The organism is Paucisalibacillus algeriensis, from assembly GCF_000577245.1.
Taxonomy (GTDB): domain Bacteria; phylum Bacillota; class Bacilli; order Bacillales; family Amphibacillaceae; genus Ornithinibacillus.
This window is the reverse complement of record NZ_CBYO010000006.1, coordinates 51,592-70,284: the sequence shown is the minus strand read 5'-3', so window position 1 is coordinate 70,284 and position 18,693 is coordinate 51,592. Positions and strand designations below refer to the sequence as shown.

The 18,693-nt window shown below is 37.2% G+C and carries 22 protein-coding genes; 10 read left to right on the top strand and 12 right to left on the bottom strand.

Translation table 11 applies throughout. The features are described from left to right. Positions 1 to 160: 160 nt before the first annotated feature. From TY11_RS04355 to TY11_RS04325, 7 genes are all read right to left on the bottom strand, one after another. The gene (locus TY11_RS04355) at positions 161 to 1,024 is read right to left on the bottom strand and encodes an ABC transporter permease (RefSeq protein WP_369797386.1); all 864 of its coding nucleotides are present in this window, start codon (positions 1,022 to 1,024) and stop codon (positions 161 to 163) included. 75 nt (positions 1,025 to 1,099) lie between these two features. Then, the gene (locus TY11_RS04350; protein WP_042143293.1) at positions 1,100 to 2,101 is read right to left on the bottom strand and encodes an ABC transporter permease; all 1,002 of its coding nucleotides are present in this window, start codon (positions 2,099 to 2,101) and stop codon (positions 1,100 to 1,102) included. A gap of 88 nt (positions 2,102 to 2,189) precedes the next feature. Next, on the bottom strand, positions 2,190 to 3,878 hold the full coding sequence (locus TY11_RS04345; RefSeq protein ID WP_042143291.1) for an ABC transporter substrate-binding protein: 1,689 nt from the start codon (positions 3,876 to 3,878) through the stop codon (positions 2,190 to 2,192). Positions 3,879 to 3,912: 34 nt separating this feature from the next. Further along, positions 3,913 to 4,890, bottom strand: a complete 978-nt coding sequence (locus tag TY11_RS04340; protein ID WP_042143290.1) for an ABC transporter ATP-binding protein — start codon at positions 4,888 to 4,890, stop codon at positions 3,913 to 3,915. Continuing rightward, positions 4,865 to 5,881: an ABC transporter ATP-binding protein gene (locus tag TY11_RS04335; RefSeq protein WP_042143288.1), complete on the bottom strand. Its 1,017-nt coding sequence runs from the start codon at positions 5,879 to 5,881 to the stop codon at positions 4,865 to 4,867. The genes TY11_RS04340 and TY11_RS04335 overlap by 26 nt, the downstream gene beginning before the upstream one ends. Positions 5,882 to 6,179: 298 nt before the next feature. Then, positions 6,180 to 6,635, bottom strand: coding sequence for a nucleoside deaminase (locus tag TY11_RS04330; protein ID WP_042143286.1), 456 nt, complete (start codon positions 6,633 to 6,635; stop codon positions 6,180 to 6,182). A 21-nt stretch (positions 6,636 to 6,656) separates the two neighbouring features. Beyond that, the gene (locus TY11_RS04325) at positions 6,657 to 7,214 is read right to left on the bottom strand and encodes a CDP-alcohol phosphatidyltransferase family protein (RefSeq protein ID WP_042143284.1); all 558 of its coding nucleotides are present in this window, start codon (positions 7,212 to 7,214) and stop codon (positions 6,657 to 6,659) included. Positions 7,215 to 7,384: 170 nt separating this feature from the next. Between TY11_RS04325 and TY11_RS04320 the strand changes: the two genes are divergently transcribed. From TY11_RS04320 to spxA, 4 genes are all read left to right on the top strand, one after another. Further along, positions 7,385 to 7,915 carry a GrpB family protein gene (locus TY11_RS04320; RefSeq protein ID WP_042143282.1) on the top strand — a complete coding sequence of 177 codons (531 nt, stop codon included), beginning with the start codon at positions 7,385 to 7,387 and terminating at the stop codon, positions 7,913 to 7,915. Beyond that, on the top strand, positions 7,908 to 8,999 hold the full coding sequence (locus tag TY11_RS04315) for a metallophosphoesterase (RefSeq protein ID WP_042143280.1): 1,092 nt from the start codon (positions 7,908 to 7,910) through the stop codon (positions 8,997 to 8,999). Before TY11_RS04320 ends, TY11_RS04315 begins: the two co-directional genes overlap by 8 nt. Further along, positions 8,984 to 9,127: a hypothetical protein gene (locus tag TY11_RS20375; protein WP_155982664.1), complete on the top strand. Its 144-nt coding sequence runs from the start codon at positions 8,984 to 8,986 to the stop codon at positions 9,125 to 9,127. Before TY11_RS04315 ends, TY11_RS20375 begins: the two co-directional genes overlap by 16 nt. 302 nt (positions 9,128 to 9,429) lie before the next feature. Next, complete coding sequence (spxA, locus tag TY11_RS04310) at positions 9,430 to 9,825, top strand: transcriptional regulator SpxA (RefSeq protein WP_026907937.1); 396 nt, start codon at positions 9,430 to 9,432, stop codon at positions 9,823 to 9,825. Positions 9,826 to 9,884: 59 nt separating this feature from the next. On the opposite strand, the gene guaC is transcribed toward spxA, so the two are convergent. Together guaC and TY11_RS04300 are read right to left on the bottom strand one after the other, a co-directional pair. Continuing rightward, positions 9,885 to 10,868 carry a GMP reductase gene (guaC, locus tag TY11_RS04305; RefSeq protein WP_042143276.1) on the bottom strand — a complete coding sequence of 328 codons (984 nt, stop codon included), beginning with the start codon at positions 10,866 to 10,868 and terminating at the stop codon, positions 9,885 to 9,887. Positions 10,869 to 11,041: 173 nt separating this feature from the next. After that, the gene (locus tag TY11_RS04300) at positions 11,042 to 11,695 is read right to left on the bottom strand and encodes a YdeI/OmpD-associated family protein (protein WP_042143274.1); all 654 of its coding nucleotides are present in this window, start codon (positions 11,693 to 11,695) and stop codon (positions 11,042 to 11,044) included. Between the two features lie 210 nt (positions 11,696 to 11,905). Here TY11_RS04300 and TY11_RS04295 point away from each other — a divergent pair, with 210 nt between their 5' ends. Further along, positions 11,906 to 12,442: a D-glycero-alpha-D-manno-heptose-1,7-bisphosphate 7-phosphatase gene (locus TY11_RS04295; protein WP_042143271.1), complete on the top strand. Its 537-nt coding sequence runs from the start codon at positions 11,906 to 11,908 to the stop codon at positions 12,440 to 12,442. A gap of 16 nt (positions 12,443 to 12,458) precedes the next feature. Here TY11_RS04295 and TY11_RS04290 read toward each other — a convergent pair whose 3' ends face one another. Beyond that, on the bottom strand, positions 12,459 to 13,292 hold the full coding sequence (locus TY11_RS04290) for an N-acetylmuramoyl-L-alanine amidase (protein WP_042143269.1): 834 nt from the start codon (positions 13,290 to 13,292) through the stop codon (positions 12,459 to 12,461). 464 nt (positions 13,293 to 13,756) lie between these two features. Between TY11_RS04290 and TY11_RS04285 the strand changes: the two genes are divergently transcribed. From TY11_RS04285 to TY11_RS04265, 5 genes are all read left to right on the top strand, one after another. Next, entirely contained in the window at positions 13,757 to 14,323 is a 567-nt protein-coding gene (locus tag TY11_RS04285; RefSeq protein WP_042143267.1) for a DJ-1/PfpI family protein, read from the top strand. A 140-nt stretch (positions 14,324 to 14,463) separates the two neighbouring features. Then, the gene (locus tag TY11_RS04280) at positions 14,464 to 14,883 is read left to right on the top strand and encodes a VOC family protein (protein WP_042143265.1); all 420 of its coding nucleotides are present in this window, start codon (positions 14,464 to 14,466) and stop codon (positions 14,881 to 14,883) included. A gap of 54 nt (positions 14,884 to 14,937) precedes the next feature. Continuing rightward, on the top strand, positions 14,938 to 15,555 hold the full coding sequence (locus TY11_RS04275) for a GNAT family N-acetyltransferase (protein WP_042143264.1): 618 nt from the start codon (positions 14,938 to 14,940) through the stop codon (positions 15,553 to 15,555). Positions 15,556 to 15,590: 35 nt separating this feature from the next. After that, positions 15,591 to 16,523: a fumarylacetoacetate hydrolase family protein gene (locus TY11_RS04270; RefSeq protein ID WP_042143261.1), complete on the top strand. Its 933-nt coding sequence runs from the start codon at positions 15,591 to 15,593 to the stop codon at positions 16,521 to 16,523. A 100-nt stretch (positions 16,524 to 16,623) separates the two neighbouring features. Continuing rightward, on the top strand, positions 16,624 to 16,827 hold the full coding sequence (locus TY11_RS04265; protein WP_042143257.1) for a CDGSH iron-sulfur domain-containing protein: 204 nt from the start codon (positions 16,624 to 16,626) through the stop codon (positions 16,825 to 16,827). Positions 16,828 to 16,871: 44 nt separating this feature from the next. On the opposite strand, the gene TY11_RS04260 is transcribed toward TY11_RS04265, so the two are convergent. Beyond that, the gene (locus tag TY11_RS04260) at positions 16,872 to 18,032 is read right to left on the bottom strand and encodes a hypothetical protein (RefSeq protein ID WP_042143254.1); all 1,161 of its coding nucleotides are present in this window, start codon (positions 18,030 to 18,032) and stop codon (positions 16,872 to 16,874) included. Further along, positions 18,025 to 18,618 (bottom strand): sigma-70 family RNA polymerase sigma factor, encoded by a 594-nt coding sequence (locus TY11_RS04255; protein ID WP_052345719.1) that lies wholly within the window; start codon positions 18,616 to 18,618, stop codon positions 18,025 to 18,027. Before TY11_RS04255 ends, TY11_RS04260 begins: the two co-directional genes overlap by 8 nt. Positions 18,619 to 18,693: the final 75 nt, after the last annotated feature.

Genomic DNA, 18,693 nt, shown 5'->3' with positions numbered 1-18,693 from the left:
AAGCATTTTCACACCCTGCAAAGGTTAGAGGGGAGGTCCTGTATGACATAAAAGATAACAAAAGGGAACTTCCCAATGTTATGGGAAACTCCCTCTATCAACTATTTTTTATTTAAGTTCGATGACATGTAGCTATGGGGCATGATTCATTCTGTACTTGCTAATTCTTCATCTTCGGATCTAGGGCATCCCGAAGTCCGTCTCCGATAAGGTTAAATCCTAATACAACCAACATAATTGATACTCCCGGGAAAATTAATGTCCATGGTGCAAGCTGAATAAAGTCTCGAGAACCTGCAAGCATTGCCCCCCATTCTGGTGTTGGTGGTTGTGCTCCAAGACCTAAGAATCCTAAAGCAGCAGCCTCTAATATAGCAGTACCAAAGCTTAACGTTGCTTGGACAATAATGGGTGCTACACTATTTGGTAGGATGTGATGTAATATTATTCTTCCATTTTTCATTCCTTGTGCTTTTGCTGCCATAACAAATTCTTCTTCTCTAAGACTTATAACCTTAGAACGAATTAATCTACCAAAAATCGGAATATTAACGATGGCAATGGCGATTAGTGCATTCTCAAGTGATGAGCCTAGAATAGCTACAATGGCAATTGCTAGAAGTATACTTGGGAATGCTAGTAATATATCAAATACCCGAGATATTACCATGTCAATCCAGCGTCCATAATACCCAGCAACTATCCCTAGTATTGTTCCAAATAGAAGCGCTCCAGAGACAGCAAATATACCTACTTGAAGTGATATTCTTGCACCATAAGCAATTCTGGTGAATATATCTCTTCCTACATCATCAGTTCCAAACCAATGCTCACCAGAAGGTGGTTGCAAGCGATTTACAATATCGGTTTTATCGTAGGCATAGGATGTTAACAGTGGAGCAAATATTGCTAGTAAAACAAAAAACAAGATAATAATTAATCCAGCTATCGCAAATCGATTTTTCCTTAATTGCCTTAAGGAATCCTTCCATGGTGATGTAACTTGAATGTCGTCTTGCTCCATTTGTTGGTCGATAGGGTTGTTATTATTTTGGTTTAATTTTGGATTTTTTTCTTTTATTTTCATGACCTGCCCCCCCTAATAATTAATCCTAGGATCGATAAATTTATAGAGCAGGTCGACAACTAGATTAATAATGACAAATAGAAACGCAATGATCAGAATTCCAGATTGGATAACAGGATAATCTCGATAAGTTATCGCCTCATAAATATAACGCCCAACGCCCGGCCAACTAAAAATTGTTTCCGTTAGGATAGCTCCTCCTAGAAGAACACCAGTCTGTAATCCAATAACCGTTAATACTGGGATAAGTGCATTCTTTAATGCGTGCTTATAGATGATAAGAAACTGCCCAGATCCTTTCGCTTGTACGGTACGAATATAGTCAGACCTCATTACCTCAAGCATGCTAGAACGCGTCATCCTTGCGATAATTGCCATTGGAATGGTACCTAAAGCGATACTAGGTAATACTAAATGTTTTAGCACGGTGAATGTTCTTGAAAAGTCTCCGTGAAGAATGGAGTCCAAAACAAAAAAGTATGTAATGGGTTCCATGGGATCGCGATTGTCCTGCCTTCCGCTAGAAGGGAACCAACTAAGCTCCTGTGCAAAAATCCACTGTTCCATTAATGCAAGCCAGAAGACAGGTATAGAAACACCAATTAAGGCAACGAGCATTGCTAGGAAATCAAACCAGGAATTTTGCTTCCAAGCACTGATAATTCCTGCATTAACACCAATAATAATGGCAAATAACATGGCAAAAAAGGTTAACTCGAAGGTAGCGGCGATATACGGCCAAATCTCTTCGGATATAGGGGTTTTTGTTTTTAAAGATGTTCCTAAATCTCCTTGGAGTAAGTCAGATACATAATAGGTATATTGAAGGGCGTATGGTTCATTTAGCCCCATACTCTCCTCTAAATTCTTAATAGCCGTCTCACTTGCAGTTTCTCCCAGAATTACTTGAGCTGGATTTCCGGGTATAAGGTGTACTATTGAAAATGTAATTAATGTCATCCCAATAAGTACTGGTACGAGCATAAACAATCTTCGCATTGTATAGGCAAACATTCTTTCACCTCGGTTCATCTGATATTACTAACATTCTAGTAATAGGAAAGGGTAGTAGAAAAGACTACTACCCTATGGATCTGTTACATTATTTCACGATTTCAACTTCAGCTAATGATTCACTTGTTGAAGGGTGTGGCACATAGTTTTTAACAGCGCTAGTTGTTGCTAAGACTGGTCTAGAGTGTACTAATGGAATCATTGGTACATCCTCAGAAATTAATTCTTGAGCATCACTGTATAGTTGAGCACGTTCCTCTTGGTCTACCGCTACTTTTGCTTTATCTAACAATTCATCAACATCATTATTGACGTAGAAGCTTCGGTTACTTGTTCCAACATTATCACCATGTAATAAGCTGCTTAGGAAGTAGTCCGGGTCTCCGTTAGTACCAGACCAGCCAAGCATATACATCTGATGTTCTCCATTCATTGTTTTCTCTAGGTAAGGTGCCCATTCCTCACGATGGATATTTGCTGTGATACCAATATCGGCAAGGTTACTCTGAACAATAACAGCAACAGTTTCTGGGTCAGGCATGTATGGACGAGCAACAGGCATTGTCCATAGTTCAATCTCTAAGCCATCTTCATACCCGGCTTCAGCTAATAGTTCCTTTGCTTTTTCTGGATCATATGCGTAAGGTTCAACATTATCGTTATACCCCATATAGCTTGGAGGAAGTGGGTTCTTTGCAGATACAGCATAGCCAGCGTATAGGGCATCTGCAATCGCTTGGCGATCGATAGCATAACTAATTGCCTGGCGTAACTCTTTGTTTGTGAATGGTTCTTTTTGTGTATTGAATCCAACATATCCGAAGTTGTTCTCAGCACGTTCATAAAGAATCAAATTCTCATCTGATTCCACGCCAGCTGCATCGTCTGGGTTTAAGCCATCCATAATATCGATTTCACCTGATTTGAGAGCGATTAATCGAGCTGCGTTATCTGGTATTACACTGAAGATTACTCTGTCTAATTTCGGAAGTCCCTCCACACGGTAATCCTCAAATTTCTCTAAAATAATTGAATCATCTTTACTCCAGCTAACAAATTTGAAAGGACCAGTTCCAACTGGATTTTCGTTAATTCTTGCACCATATTCCTCAAGTGCAGCAGGTGAAGTAATTGCAAAATAAGACATACCTAAGTTCTGTAGGAAGAATCCCAATGGACGATGTAAAACAAACTCAATTTCATGGTCATTAACAACATTGATTTCTTTAATTACATGACCTTCATCACCTTTAAATCCACCAAACATTGTCCCATACATCGAATAAACATAGCCGTCATCCGTGTAAGCATATTCATGACTTGGGTCTGCCCACCGTTCAAAGTTAACTTTAACTGCTTCAGCATTAAAGTCAGTTCCATCGTGGAACGTTACACCTTCTTCTAAATAAAAGGTGTATGTTAACCCATCATCAGAAACCTTCCAGTCATGTGCAAGTTCCGGTTGAACTTCGAAGGATTCCTTATCAAAAGTTAATAGGCCTTCTAATACTTGCTTTGTTACACGCGAAGATTCACCATCTGTCGTACTACCAGGATCAAGACTTTCCGAGTCTCCACCACGAGCGAAGATTAACACCTGGTCTTCACTAGCATCTCCTGTATCAGTTGAATCTCCAGAATCTCCTGGTTCACTACTTCCGTTGTCGGCAGGCTTATCCGTGTCGCCTCCTGATTCGCTATCTCCTCCATTACATGCCGCTAGTACTAAAAATAGCGCGAGCAAAAGCGAAAATAATAATGAATACTTTAACCTCATACAACTTCCCCCTCATGTGATTGTTATTATTATTTTATTGCGCTGGATCACTATATAGATGACAGGCAACAAAATGGTTAACCTCAACTTGTTCAAAAGACGGCCTTATATCTTTACAGATATCCATAGCCATCGGGCATCTCGTGTGGAATGCACATCCTGTAGGTGGATTAGATGGGCTAGGTACATCTCCCTCCAAGATAATTCTTTCCTTTTCCACATCCGGGTCAGGTAAAGGCACGGCAGATAGCAGTGCTTTTGTGTACGGATGTTTTGGATCGTCATAAAGTTTGTCCTTGTCCGTAAGCTCTACCAACCTACCTAAATACATCACACCAACCCGGTCACTAATATGTTTCACAACACTTAAGTCGTGTGCAATAAACACATAGGTCAAATTAAATTGATCTCGTAAACTTTCCATTAAATTTAGAATTTGTGATTGAACCGATACATCTAAAGCGGATACAGGCTCATCACAAATAATTAACTTGGGATGATTTGCTAATGCGCGCGCAATTCCTATACGTTGTCGTTGACCTCCACTAAATTGGTGCGGATATCTGGAAGCATGGTAACTACTCAGACCAACAACCTCCAGTAGTTCTCTCACACGTGATTTCCTCTCCTGTTTATTCATTCCGTGTATGAGAAGCGGCTCACTGATTATCTTTTCAACGGTGTGCCTTGGATTTAGAGAGGCGTAGGGGTCCTGGAAGATAATTTGCATATCTCGACGAAGTTTTCTCATTGCTTCGTAATTTAGACTGGTAATATCTTGCCCCTCGAACTTTATTTCGCCCTCTGTTGGTTCGATTAATCTTAAGATTGTCTTTCCAGTTGTAGATTTTCCACATCCAGATTCACCAACAATTCCTAAAATTTCCCCTTCATGTACAGTAAAGGAAACATCATCAACTGCTTTTACCTCGCCAACCTTTTTACCAAAGATACCACCGCGAACATCGAAGTACTTTTTTAAATGACTAACTTCCAGTATTGGCCTCTGCATCTGATGCTACCTTCCTTTCCGTGTCATCTAATAAAAAGCAACGGCTATAACGATTATTACCTAAAGAAAATAGTTCTGGTGCTTCACTAAAACAACGGTCATGAGCAAATTCGCAACGATCTTTAAAGCGACAACCTAACATGCCCATTTTGGGTTTTGGCACCGTGCCAGGAATGGAATATAATTTCTGATCTTTTTCATGGAGTTTTGGTATAGAGCGAATAAGCCCTTTAGTATAAGGATGTGTGGGGTTCTTTAAGATTTCTCGTGTTGTTCCTTCTTCCACCACCTGACCAGCGTACATAACGATGACACGATCACAGATTTCAGCAACTACTCCTAAATCGTGGGTAATCAGTAGAATAGCGGTATCTTTTTCGTGATTTAGCTTTTTCATTAAGTCGAGTATCTGGGCTTGTATCGTTACATCTAATGCGGTAGTTGGTTCATCTGCAATTAATATTTCTGGGTCGCAAGCCATTGAGATTGCAATCATAACTCGCTGTCTCATTCCTCCAGATAATTGATGTGGGTAGTCATTCATTACCTCTTCGGCCCGTGGGATTCCAACTAACTTAAGCATCTCAATAGATTTTTGATTTGCTTGCTTTTTATTGATTTTTTTATGAATTTGTAGTGCCTCTCGAAGTTGATTTCCAATTGTAAATAAAGGATCTAAAGAAGTCATCGGCTCCTGAAAAATCATCGAGATTTCATTTCCCCGAATATCTTTAATCCTTTTTTTAGATGCGTTTAGTAGATTTTCGCTTTTATAATGGATTGTTCCACCGACTATTTTTCCTGGAGGGCTTGGTACTAATTGCATAATGGAAAGGGATGTAACACTTTTACCGCACCCTGACTCCCCAACAATTCCAACTACTTCCCCCTTATGTACAGTAAGACTAACCCCATCGACTGCTGGAATTTCTCCTTGATCTGTAAAAAAATGTGTTTGCAGACTAGTAATCTTTAGAATTTCATCAGACACTAACTTCCCTCCCTGCATGTCAATCTTCTAGTCCTTTTAAGTAGCTTATTAGAAAATTGCCATTGATATTACTAGCTGTAAAAAATTGTGTTAATTAACCGTAAAGAATCGAGATTATTTTTAACCTTAGCATCACTTATTCCACATAGTAAAACTGAAGTCCTGCCATTTGTCGAAACGTTACAAAGGTTCCTAAAATAAGACAAGGCCTAAAATCGAATGTTGTCGTTATATGAGGTTTATTGGTGTATTAAAAACAGTGAATATGAAGCGGGAATAGACAAAAATAAAAAGACTGTCATGGATTGACAGTCTTCCAAAGTTGCATTGGATTCTCTAGATTTTGTTCTAAAGGTAGTTTTGTCATAATAATTGATCGCTCTGGTCGTTCCTTTTTTAGTTCTTCATAAATAAAATTGGATTTACCTAAACCTGCCTCAACCGCATCTTCAACGGATTGGCAGTAATAAACATTCTCAATACCAGCAAAATACATAGCGGTTAGACACATTGGGCAAGGCTCACCACTTGCGAACATGGTATAGCCGGATAAATCATTTGTTTGAAGCTTTTCTTGGGCTCTTCTTATTGCAAGTAGTTCAGCGTGACCACTAACATCATATTTTTTATGAAGTTCATTCACACCTTCAGAAATTACTAGGGTTTCCTTTACCAATACTGCTCCAAAAGGTTGTCCGCCATTCTTTACATTGTCTACTGCTAATTCAACCGCTCTATTTAGAAATTTTTTCATCTGCAGTGCCTCCTATTTTGATTATGCTCTTCGGTAAAGCTTTAAAAACTCTGGAATATACAATATAAAGGATAAACCTAAAAATATTCCCGTTATTAACATTAAAATAGATGCGAAATGAGTACTAATTTCTGGGAAACCTATTAATATAAATGTAGCTGCATAGAAAACTGCTGTTGAAACCTTACCAAACCACATTGCTCCATCTAGTTTTCTACCTTTCTTTAGAAGAATGAGTCCGTTGATTCCCATAAATAGTTCCTTCACAACTAGAAGTACGACTAATATCCACATATAGTCAAAACGAAACATTAAACAACCTACAATAGCAGCTTGTGTCAGTTTGTCTGCAACTGGATCAACCGTTTTACCGAGTTCTGTAATCTGATCAAATTTCCTGGCTATAAGTCCATCAAACATATCCGTTACTCCAGATAGAAATATGATTAATGCTGCAACATAATAGTCACCGGTGCTATCGGCTGTTATGTATATATAAACAAAGACAGGAATTAATAGTAGCCTTATGTAGGATAAGACATTAGGAATTGAAAATATTTCTTTTGATGTAAGTTTCATGAATCATTTCCTCCTAGAAGCTAAACGTTCGTTAGTCAATTGTTCCTATTGGTTATTGTAATATTTCTGGGTAATATTGGGAAGTAGAAGGTAAAAAAATAGCATTGTAATGGTAGGAATTCATGATAAACTTTAATTATAGAAGATTATGGTAATTCATAGGAGTGCTTATGAGACAGATTACTGTTACACCTTATAATCAAGAGTGGATTAAACAATTTCAATTGGAAGCCTTAAAACTAAAAGAAATCTTTGGACATGAAATAGTGGAAGTTTTCCATATTGGAAGTACCGCTGTTCCGGGATTATCAGCAAAGCCAATCATTGATATGATGCCAGTAGTTTATGATATTACTAGAATCGATAATTATGATGAAGAAATGATTAAGATAGGCTTTAAACCCAAAGGGGAAAATGGAATACAGGGACGTAGGTATTTTCAAAAGGGCGGAGATCAGAGGACACATCATGTACATGTTTATGGAAAGGGAAATAAGGAGATTATACGTCATCTTGCCTTCAGGAACTACTTGCGGGAACACCCAGAGGATGCTAAACGATATGGAAGCCTTAAAGAACAATTAGCAATACGTTTTCCTTTTGATATAGAATCCTATATTAGTGGAAAGCATGATTTAGCTTTAGAAATAGACAAAAAGGCACTTCTTTGGTATAGAAAAGGGGATTTGTTACATGATTGAGATTCAAAAGCTAAAACTAGATAAATCCAAAAGAATAATCGTTACGTCAGATATCCACGGAAATCTTAACCTCTTTAAAAGACTCCTGGAAAAAGTCAATTATACAAATAGTGATTACCTCTTTATCAATGGGGATCTCTGTGAAAAGGGTACTAATAGTTTGGAAGTTATTGATTATGTACGGGAGTTAGTGAAAAACAATCAGAATGTCTTTGTTACAAAGGGAAATTGTGATGTTGTGCATCGTTATGTGTTTGATGGAAATGAAGGTATTCTTACTTATATGAAAAATAGAAAGTATTCAATCCTAAATGAAATGATGGCCCTTCATGGCAAAACAATTGATGACTTTACAAATTTAACAGAGCTAGCAAACTTTTACCGTGCTAATTTTCAGGATGATATAAATTGGCTAGAATCTCTTGCAACTGCTTATGAGACAGATCACCATATTATTATTCATGCAGGAATTGATAATCTGGTAGATTGGTATGATACGAGTGAAACAACGGCACTTTATGCTAAGTCGTTCCAAGAAAAAGAACATCAATCAGAGAAAACGGTGATAGTTGGACATTGGCCGGTAGTAAACTATCGATCTCATCAGGTTAGTTCGCATAACCCTTTGATGGATCATGAAAAGCGAATCATTTCTATTGACGGTGGAAATCGAATTAAGAAAGATGGGCAACTCAATGCCTTGATTATCGATAATGAAGAATATTCTTCTACCTATGTGGATGAATTACAAAAAGAAGTAAAAATTGTGAAAGAGCACATCGATCATATAAGCAGAATAGGAACCGTTACATATCCTAATTACGAGATGAAAATTATGGAACGAGAAGCGTATTTCACCCGATGTGAAAATAACAATCTAGGAACTATCCAATGGGTAAAAAATGAATATTTAATTGAAGAAAAAGGACAGCATTACTGTAAAAATGATCTTAGCGTGACATTCTTAACTGTTCATTACGGGGAATATGTGAAAATAGTAGATGATGATTGTGAGGGATTTGTTTTAGTGAAGAACATTAGTGGAGAGGTAGGATGGATTCCTAAAGAATGTATTCAAAAATAGAAATCCATACTATGATGATAAATGATATCCGAATTTGGTTCGGAGTAGGTAAAACGGCCATGATTAGCATGCAAGGCCACCTATTAGAAGATATCAATAAGCAGCTAAAATCTAAACTAAGTGCATAAAGCTCCTCACATGTTGGGCATACTTTCCAATATAGTTTTAATTTATAGGATATGTAATAAAAAAAGCCATAGCGAACACAGGTTTCTAATGTTATAATTAACTATGTATAGTTAATTAGTAAGCGATATGAGGTTGACACTGCTGTCTAGCTGTACTAAACTTATATTGAATTAAAGATATTTAATATAAACTATAATGTTTTTATTATGGGAATACATGAGTCTTTCAAGTGATTGAACCATTGGAAACAGATTACGGGATGAGTTGTCAAATCTCTTCTAGAGAGAAAGGAAGTAATTACATGGTAACACTATACGTTACACCAAGTTGTACATCCTGCAGAAAGGCAAAGGCCTGGTTTCAAGAAAACAACATACCATACAAGGAACGTAATATTTTTTCGGAACCGTTATCATTTGATGAAATTAAAGGGATATTGCGTTTAACAGAGGATGGTACAGAAGAAATTATTTCAGAACGTTCCAAGGTTTTCAAAGAAATTGATGTAGATATAGAGCAACTTCCAATGAAGGAACTATATCAATTAATCCAAGAAAATCCTGGTTTATTAAGAAGACCGATTATCATTGATGAAAAACGTTTGCAAGTAGGGTACAACGAAGACGAAATTCGTCGTTTCTTACCAAGATCGGTTCGTACATTTCAATTACACCAACTACAAAAAATGGTTGATTAGTATTTAAAAAAGGTGAGCACTCTTTGTGCTCACCTTTTTCTATAGTCGGATTATCTCGCTTAGTATACTTTGTCGCCATTGAAGATAGAGTTCTTCACTACCACATAATCAACATTTCGGATTGCATCTAGCTTGTTACCGCCTGAATAAGAAATGGAAGATTGGAGGTCTTGTTGCATTTCAACTAATGTATCTTGTAAAGATCCTTTATGCTCAACAAGCATTTTCTTTCCTTCTACATTCTTTTTCTCACCTTTTTGGTATTCGGATGCAGACCCGAAATATTCCTTAAATAGTTTGCCATCTCTTTCAACCGTTTCACCTGGTGATTCTTCATGTCCTGCAAATAGTGAACCAATCATGACCATTGATGCACCGAATCGTACGGATTTAGCAATGTCTCCATGTGTACGAATGCCGCCATCAGCAATAATTGGCTTACTTGCTGCTTTTGCACACCAACGAAGTGCTGCTAATTGCCAGCCACCTGTTCCAAATCCGGTTTTAATCTTTGTAATACATACTTTACCCGGTCCGATACCTACTTTAGTTGCATCAGCACCAGCATTCTCAAGTTCACGAACAGCTTCTGGTGTGCCAACGTTACCAGCAATTACGAAGCTTTCAGGTAGGTGCTTTTTAATATGTTTAATCATCTCAATTACTGCATTGGAATGACCGTGAGCAATATCGATCGTAATATATTCTGGTGTTACGTTTTCGTTTGCTAATTCTTCAACAAAACGGTACTCTTCTTCTTTAACCCCAACACTAATGGATGCATACAGTCCGCGCTCTTGCATATCTTTAACGAAATCAAGGCGCTTTTCAGGCTGGAAGCGGTGCATGATATAGAAATAACCGTTTTCTGCTAATTGTAAAGCGATATTTTCATCTATAATAGTTTGCATATTTGCTGGTACTACAGGTAATTTAAATTTACGCCCACCAAATGTGATAGATGTATCACATTCAGAACGACTTTGAACAATACATTTTGCGGGAATTAATTGGATGTCTTCATAATCAAATACGTTATCCATTATTTACACTCCTAAACACGAATGTTTTATTTATGGCGAATTTAAATCGTTCGCCATTAGCTAATTTACTATATATTTGGTAGTATGTCAAATTCCTATAAGGGTTATACTAATCTATCCTTTTAGAAAAATAAAAAAGTACCTTCTATCCCTTGAAGGTACTTTTTTATCTGCTATTTTTTCTTCGCACGATACAAATCCATTGTTTTATATCCTTGGGAAAGTACTTCTACCATTTGTTCAGAGCGCTTATCACGTGTTTTTTGCTGTTTTGCTGAAAATATGTAGCGTGCCCAGTCTCTTCGGTATCCTGGTGTTAGGTTTTGGTAAAATGCAAGTTCATTTGGATGTTCTACTAGTAGTGCTTCAACTTCATTCTCTTGTCCCTCATAATCTGCAACACATTGGCTAGAAGGAGTAGATTTCTTTGCTTTCTTTTTCTCTCGCCTCAAGCCAACAACTGTAAATACATCATCCATGCTGACCATGCGAGCAAATTTAATATCGCTTCCGTCTACATATCCATCCTCATCGACCTTTAAGACAGGGAACATGTCATCACGGGGAATATAAGTATCATAACGTCTATTTCCCTTTTTAGGATAAGCGAAAAAAAGATAACCTTTCTCCTTCAAGAACTTCTCGTTTTCAATTATATACTTTGTTTGTTGCACCATCTCATCTAATGTTTCAACAAAAATGAAAATTGTATCATGATCTGCGGATAATTCTGTAGGGTATCCATTGAAAGTTGTATAGTCTTCTGGTTCGTTAAGCACAGCTATATTGTTATACTTAGTTAATTTTAATTTATCAATAATAGACATAATAATGCTCCTGTTCTTGTACATGTATTGGCGATATTGTTTTTCCAGTTTTCAGGAAGATTATAAGATAACTCAACATTGCTGGGTATCCGTTATTAATCCCTTGTATTTTGAAATTACATTTCTTTATGTATGATGTCAATTTATATAAATTAGATGACGAAATAATATTGGGTATACTAACAAATAGAAAAGTAGGAAGGTGAAATAATGCAAGCTGGAATATTTTTAGACCGCGATGGTGTAATTAATGAAGTGTTAACTCGCCGTGTGAAGTTTGTAAATAAACCTAGTGATTTCTATTTACTGTATGGGGTTGGTGAAGCAATTAAGCAATTAAATGATGCAGGTTATAAGGTGTTTGTTGTAACGAATCAGGGCGGAATTGGATTAGGTTTTATGAAGGAAGCGGCACTTGAGAAGGTACATCAAAAGATGCAGGATGATTTAGCTGGTTTTGGTGCACGAATTGATGATATTGCATACTGTCCACATAAACCACATGCAGGATGTGCTTGTCGAAAGCCAAGACCTCAAATGTTAATCGATTTAGCTGAGAAACATGATATCGATCTAGAAAAAAGCTATATGGTTGGAGACCGAGATCCAGATATAGAGGCTGGTAGAGAAGCTGGGGTCACGACCATTTTAGTTGGCACACGGGAAGAAACATCTAGTGAAGCAGATAAGAAATTTAAGGATTTACTTACATTTGCGGAATGGTTGGTAAAGGGTGACTCTGAATAAGAGTCACCCTGTCTTTTTATTCGCTGGCCATCACAGGTTCCAGTGCCAAAGTGCTTTGTTCTACAGCAATGTATGCGTCAGAAATGCCAGCATGTTTAACTTCTTGCAAGCGTTGCTCGGCGTTCTCACGGCTAGAAAAGGCACCAGCTTGAACACGATACCATGTAGTACCTGAAAGGACAACGGTGCCGATGTAAGAATCAATTCCTTTATTACTCAAGTAGGTTACACGGTCTTCTGCGTTTGCTCTAGAAGTAAAGGAACCTGCAATCACCTTGTAAAGTATGTCACCACCACTTTGTTTTGGAGGTAGATTAAATGCAATGGTTATCCCGTTTGCATGTCCTTGTGCTACAGCTTGGCGCCAAGTAGCTTGTTTCATGAGATTAGCATCAGATGCGTTATCAATGAACCCATTTTCCGTAAGAAGTGCGGGCATCGTTGATTCGCGTAAAACATGGAAGTTTTCTTTTTTCTGTCCGCGATTGGTAAGTTGATTTAATTTGGTGATTTCCGTGTGAAGAATATCTTGGTATCTAGCAGTCAAAGATGAATCCGATAAATTACTATGAATATAATCTTCATATCCTCGTGCTGACCCATTAAAGGCATTGCAATGGATGGATAAAAAGTAGTCAGCTCCCCAGGCGTTTGCTTCGTCTGTTCGCTGCTTGAGGCTTTTTGTCATATCACTTGAACGGCTCATAAGAATGTCAACATTTTCATATCCGTTTATAAGTGTATTGCGTATACGTAACGCAATATCTAGGTTAATATTCTTTTCTAACAACCCATTTCCACTAGCTCCGTTATCCGTACCACCATGTCCAGGATCTAAATATAGTTTCATAACAAATCTCCTCCTAAATATTTTTGGATAGAAAAAGCATTTGTGAAACTTCTGAGGTGGAAAAGCTATTCGTTGATAAGTTGTTTGCATAATTACTAAGAAGTATTTTGATAGTTAGGGCAGAATGTGGTTTGTCCCATATCAAATCCTCCTTTACTTTTTGGGTAGGGAAACTATTCGATGAGAGGGCTACAATCTCCTTTAATATTTTTAAAAATGAGGTAATGTTCTTAAGGGAAAAGTCGTTATAAGGTAGAAAGTAATGGAAAAAAGTTAGCGAATTGCGCATATGGATTCAGTACTATTATCACAGTCGTTTTAAGCATGAACATAAAAGTAAATGTTAAATTTATCCGAAGTATATTTAATTTTTATAAATTAATATTAATGGGAGGATTATTTTTCCAGGTTATAGAATATATTTATTAGGCTTTAAATTTTAATCATTTAAAGGAGGAAATACTATGTCCAAAAAAGTATTAATTCTTGCAGGAGACGCAGTCGAGGCATTAGAAATCTATTATCCTTACTTTCGATGCCTAGAAGAAGGTTACGAAACTACTATTGCTGCTTCGTCATCAAAGAAACTACATACCGTTGTTCATGATTTCATCGGTTGGGAGACCTACACAGAGAAGGAGGGTTATTTAATTGAGGCAAGTGCAAGTTTTGCTGATGTTAACCCAGAGGAGTATGATGGATTAATCATTCCAGGAGGACGTGCACCAGAGCATATGCGTCTGAATGAGCATGTCCCTGCTATTGTTAGTCATTTCTTTGAAGCGGATAAACCAATTGCTGCAGTATGCCATGCAGCACAGGTCCTTACAACTGTTCGTGAACATATGGAAGGGCGAGAGGTAACTGCTTATATCGCTTGTAAGCCGGAAGTAGAAGCATTAGGTTCCACATATGTGAATGAGCCAAATCACGTAGATCGCAATCTCATCTCCGGTCATGCTTGGCCAGACTTACCGGGATTAATGAAAGAGTTTGTTAAGCAAGTGAATGGGGTAGGTGTAGAGGCGTAATAATGAGGGTGTAGCATGAAGTAGCTAATCCCTAGATTCTTTTGCAAAACAGGATTATCATCATTCAAGTTGGGAAATCCTCATATAGTGGTAAAGTTTAGTAAAAGGTAATATTATTTCATTAGACAAGAGGTGCTAAAATGATTCAAGATATTAATCCGTATTTAGTAACTAACGGAAATGGACAAGAAGCGGTAACATTCTATAAAGAAGCATTTGGAGCTGAAGTAATAAGTTTTCAAACCTTTGGTGAAAATCCAATGGAAGGAAATCCTATTCCAGAGGAAGCAAAAAACCTTGTTCTTCATGCCCATTTGAAAATTGGTAATTCAGTCTTAATGATATCCGATAACTTCCCTGGAAATCCTTATCAGGTTGGTGACCATTTATCCATTGCAGTTATGATAAAAGGCCCTGGTAATGCAAAAGAAGTATTTGCCAAGCTTGAAGATGGCGGGAAGGTTGTAATGGAGTTACAAGAGACATTTTGGAGTCCATTATATGGTCAGGTTCAGGATAAATTTGGTGTGCTTTGGCAAGTATCTACGACAGAAGCGTAAAGAATTTGAAAGGGCTTGAACCTGATTCAAGTCCTTTCTTTTTGGGGGAAAGAAATGATCGAAACTTATTTTACTGAAATCCCTACCTTGGAAACAAAACATTACCTACTTCGGGGTATTACAATTGATGATTCTTCTGAATTATTTTCAATACTAGGAAACAAAGAGACGATGACATACATCACTTCCAATCCTGTTAAATCAATAGAAGAAGTGAGGGAACTAATATCAACATATTTATCTAGTTTTTTAGAGAAAAAAGAAATACCCTGGGTAATAATTGAAAAGAAAACCGGCTTGGTGGTAGGTCAGTTCCGATTGCATAAATTACATATTTGGCATCAAAAGGCAGAAATGGGCGCAGTTATTCGAGAGGAGTTTCAACGGAAAGGAGTCATGAGTGAAGTTCTGCAAAGTCTATTGCCATTTGTTTTTGAGACGATAAAACTTAACCGATTGGTCGGTGATATCTTTGCAGAAAACGAAGGCTCAAGGAAGCTGTTAGAGAAATATAGTTTTACAAAAGAAGGGATTCTTAGAAATACAGACTTTGATGGAGAGAGATTCCATGACACCGTTGTTTATTCCATGTTGAGGCGCGAGTATTTGGAGAAGAAAAGCTCTATGAATCTATCGTGCTCAAATTTACATAATAGTTGGAAAAATATATAATAGAGTTATTCATAGAGAAAATGGAGGTGCAAGAGATGAAACTAGTAAGTTATCGTTTAAAAGATAAGGAAGTTCCACTTCGAGTTGGAATGGTAGTCGATGAAAATATTGTAGATTTGCAGGAAGCGTACCGAAGACAACACCCAATCCAACAAGAAGAAATAGAACAACTAATACCATCCGACCCAACGTTATTCTTTAAATTAGGTGATCCTGCCATTCAAGCGGCAAAAGAAATCTATACCTCCTATGTGAAGGAAAATTGGCAAGTTGAGGTGGAACAATTCACACGTAATGAAGTATATCTTGGTCCTCCAATTCCAGAACCCTCCAAGATTATTTGTGTTGGAAGAAACTATGTGGAACATGCACAAGAAATGAAAAGTGATATTCCAGAATATCCGGTATTATTTGCTAAATTTTCAAATGCGCTAATTGGACCGGAAGATTACATTGAGAAGACGCCCTTTACAGAAAAACTAGATTATGAAGTGGAACTAACAGTTGTTATTGGAAAAGAAGCATCGAAAGTTAAAAAGGAAGTTGCCTACGAATATATAGCTGGATATACAATTGGGAATGATATTTCTGCGAGAGATCTACAAAAAAGAACACCCCAATGGTTACAAGGAAAAACTATTGATAGAAGTACTCCAATTGGACCATGGGTGGTCACAACTGATGAAGTCGGAGATCCAGGAAAGCTAGATGTTCGCTGTTATGTAAATGGAGAACTGCGCCAGTCCTCTAATACAGAAAAATTTATTTTTGATGTCTCCTTTTTAATAGAATTTATATCCAATTTAATTACCTTAAAACCAGGAGATATTATTATGACAGGAACACCAGATGGGGTGGCATTCGGTATGGAAGCTCCTAAGTTCCTACAAGAGGGTGATGTAGTAGCTTTAGAGATTGAAAAAATAGGTTATATGGAAAACCATGTGATGGCAAAGGGCAGGGATTAAATCATATTCCCAGTTTTTTCAACGTAAGATAGTACTAAGGCAACGTATTCTAATCAATTATTTTCAGATTTAAAGATAATAAAGTTGTAGGAGGGGTTATGTGAGTGAAAAGGTTGTAATCAAAGTAAATGATAATGGTTCCCTTCGCATTACAGGCGATGTAGAATTAGTAGATGGGGAAGGCAATGTATTTGAAAAGAAGAAAAGTTTTTCGCTATGTCGCTGTGGTCAATCTGAAAACAAACCATTCTGTGATGGTACACACCGAAAAATAGGCTTTGAAAGTGCTCCTCGAGTAAAGTGAACAAATCCGTAATCCTATATTTAGGATTACGGATTTTTTAATAATCATTGAATCGGCATCCATGCTATTTTATAAACGTCAAGCTCCTCATCAAGATAGAGCCTAAATCCCATATCATGGCCCCCAGTTTCGTCTTGGGTAGTGTATCGTATTAATACCTCATTATCACTCAATTTGAGTTCATCAAACTGTTGTATCTGTAGCATTTCTTCATAATGTGCTTCTGCCTGATCTATGGTGTAATTAGACTTAAATTCAGCAATAAAGCTTTCTTTGTCAGGATATGGAAATGAATCTTTTTTATAGTAGAGTGCGTATTGCGTATCTAAATCATTAAGACTATTTGTATAATGGTAAATTTTAAAGACATCAAAAGCACTAAGTCCTTTTAATAAACTATCGTCAAAACTAGTCTTATATTCGTTGAAAATCTGCATGAGCTCATCAGATAAGGCGATTGTTTCCGAATAAGAATTGGTTACTTCCCCATCTATTCGGTTATATTCTTCCATGATTAATCTAATACTTGAGCCCTCCGATGAATAGTGGTACTCCAATGCATAAGGTGTAATGGTCATGTCATTTGTTGTACCCTTAAAACCTAATGTTGACCTAACATACTCTTCATCGGCAAAATATACAGGAATATCTTTATTGATATCTCCTTCAGCAATTGGGATTCGTTTCCAACTATCTGTATCTGGGATAAATGTTAACGGTTGTTCATCAATGAGACTTCCCGTTAGGCGTTCCCCTTTAAAGGTAATAATTGTTTCATCTCCGTTTTGCCGTACATCGATAACTGGCAGTATCATCTCAGATTGGACGGTTTCGGGATTAAAAATGTTCAAGCCCAAACTTTCTTCAGATCCAGCTGCATCACTATTTAATGCATTAGAAGTATCCGAATCATTAGCTGCTTTTTCTTCATGCATACTAAACTCCTGATTCATTTCAGCATCAGAACTAGAATCATTACTACTCATAAATATATCCGGTGATTGATTAATGGTAACCACAAAAATCAATACAGCCACAACTACAGCAAAGCCAGTTAATAATTTAGGGTAGATGCTAACTCTATTTAGTCTCTTTTTAGATTGTAGTCTATCTATCTTATCACGAATAGCTTGCTTATCTTGATTCGTAAAGGAAGTAGGGATTTGATTAAATTGACTCTGTAAATCTTTTAATTCCTTATCCACGGTCAACACCACCTTTTAAAGAAGATAAGCTTTCTTTTAGTTTTTCGCGACCACGTTTTAGTCTTGTGCGGATAGTTGCCTCATTCATATTTAGAATCTGGCTTATCTCACCAGTGGATAGTTCTTTAAAGTAAAACAAGATAATAATTTCCCGGTACTTGATTGGTAATTCCATTACAGTGTGGAATAGTTCACTGGAATGGTCCTGTTGAAGGGCTTGTTCTTCAGGAGTTTTTTCTTCCTTCTCCATGGTATGGGAAGAAGTGATCAGTTTCTCTCTTAATCGCTTGTTTCGAACATGCCAGCTTCTGAGATAATCCTTACATTTATTGATTGCAATCGAGTAGATCCAACTTTTTAAAGTTGAATTACCCTGAAATGTATTTAACTTTTGATAGATCGTTACAAAAACCTCCTGGGTAACATCATCTGTGTCTGCGGAGTTTTTGACATAAGCAAAAATTAGTCGTTTTATTTCATCGCCATACATTTCCATAATTTTTTCTATGGCAAGGGCGGGGTTGGACTGCAGTTCCTTTATGCCCTCTTTGTCGTATGTCGGATGGAAAGCTTCCTGAGTGGCCACTCTTATTTCCCCCTAACTTCCTAACTCATATATAAGACGTGATGTTAGAATAGGATGTTTCATACTTGAGTTATT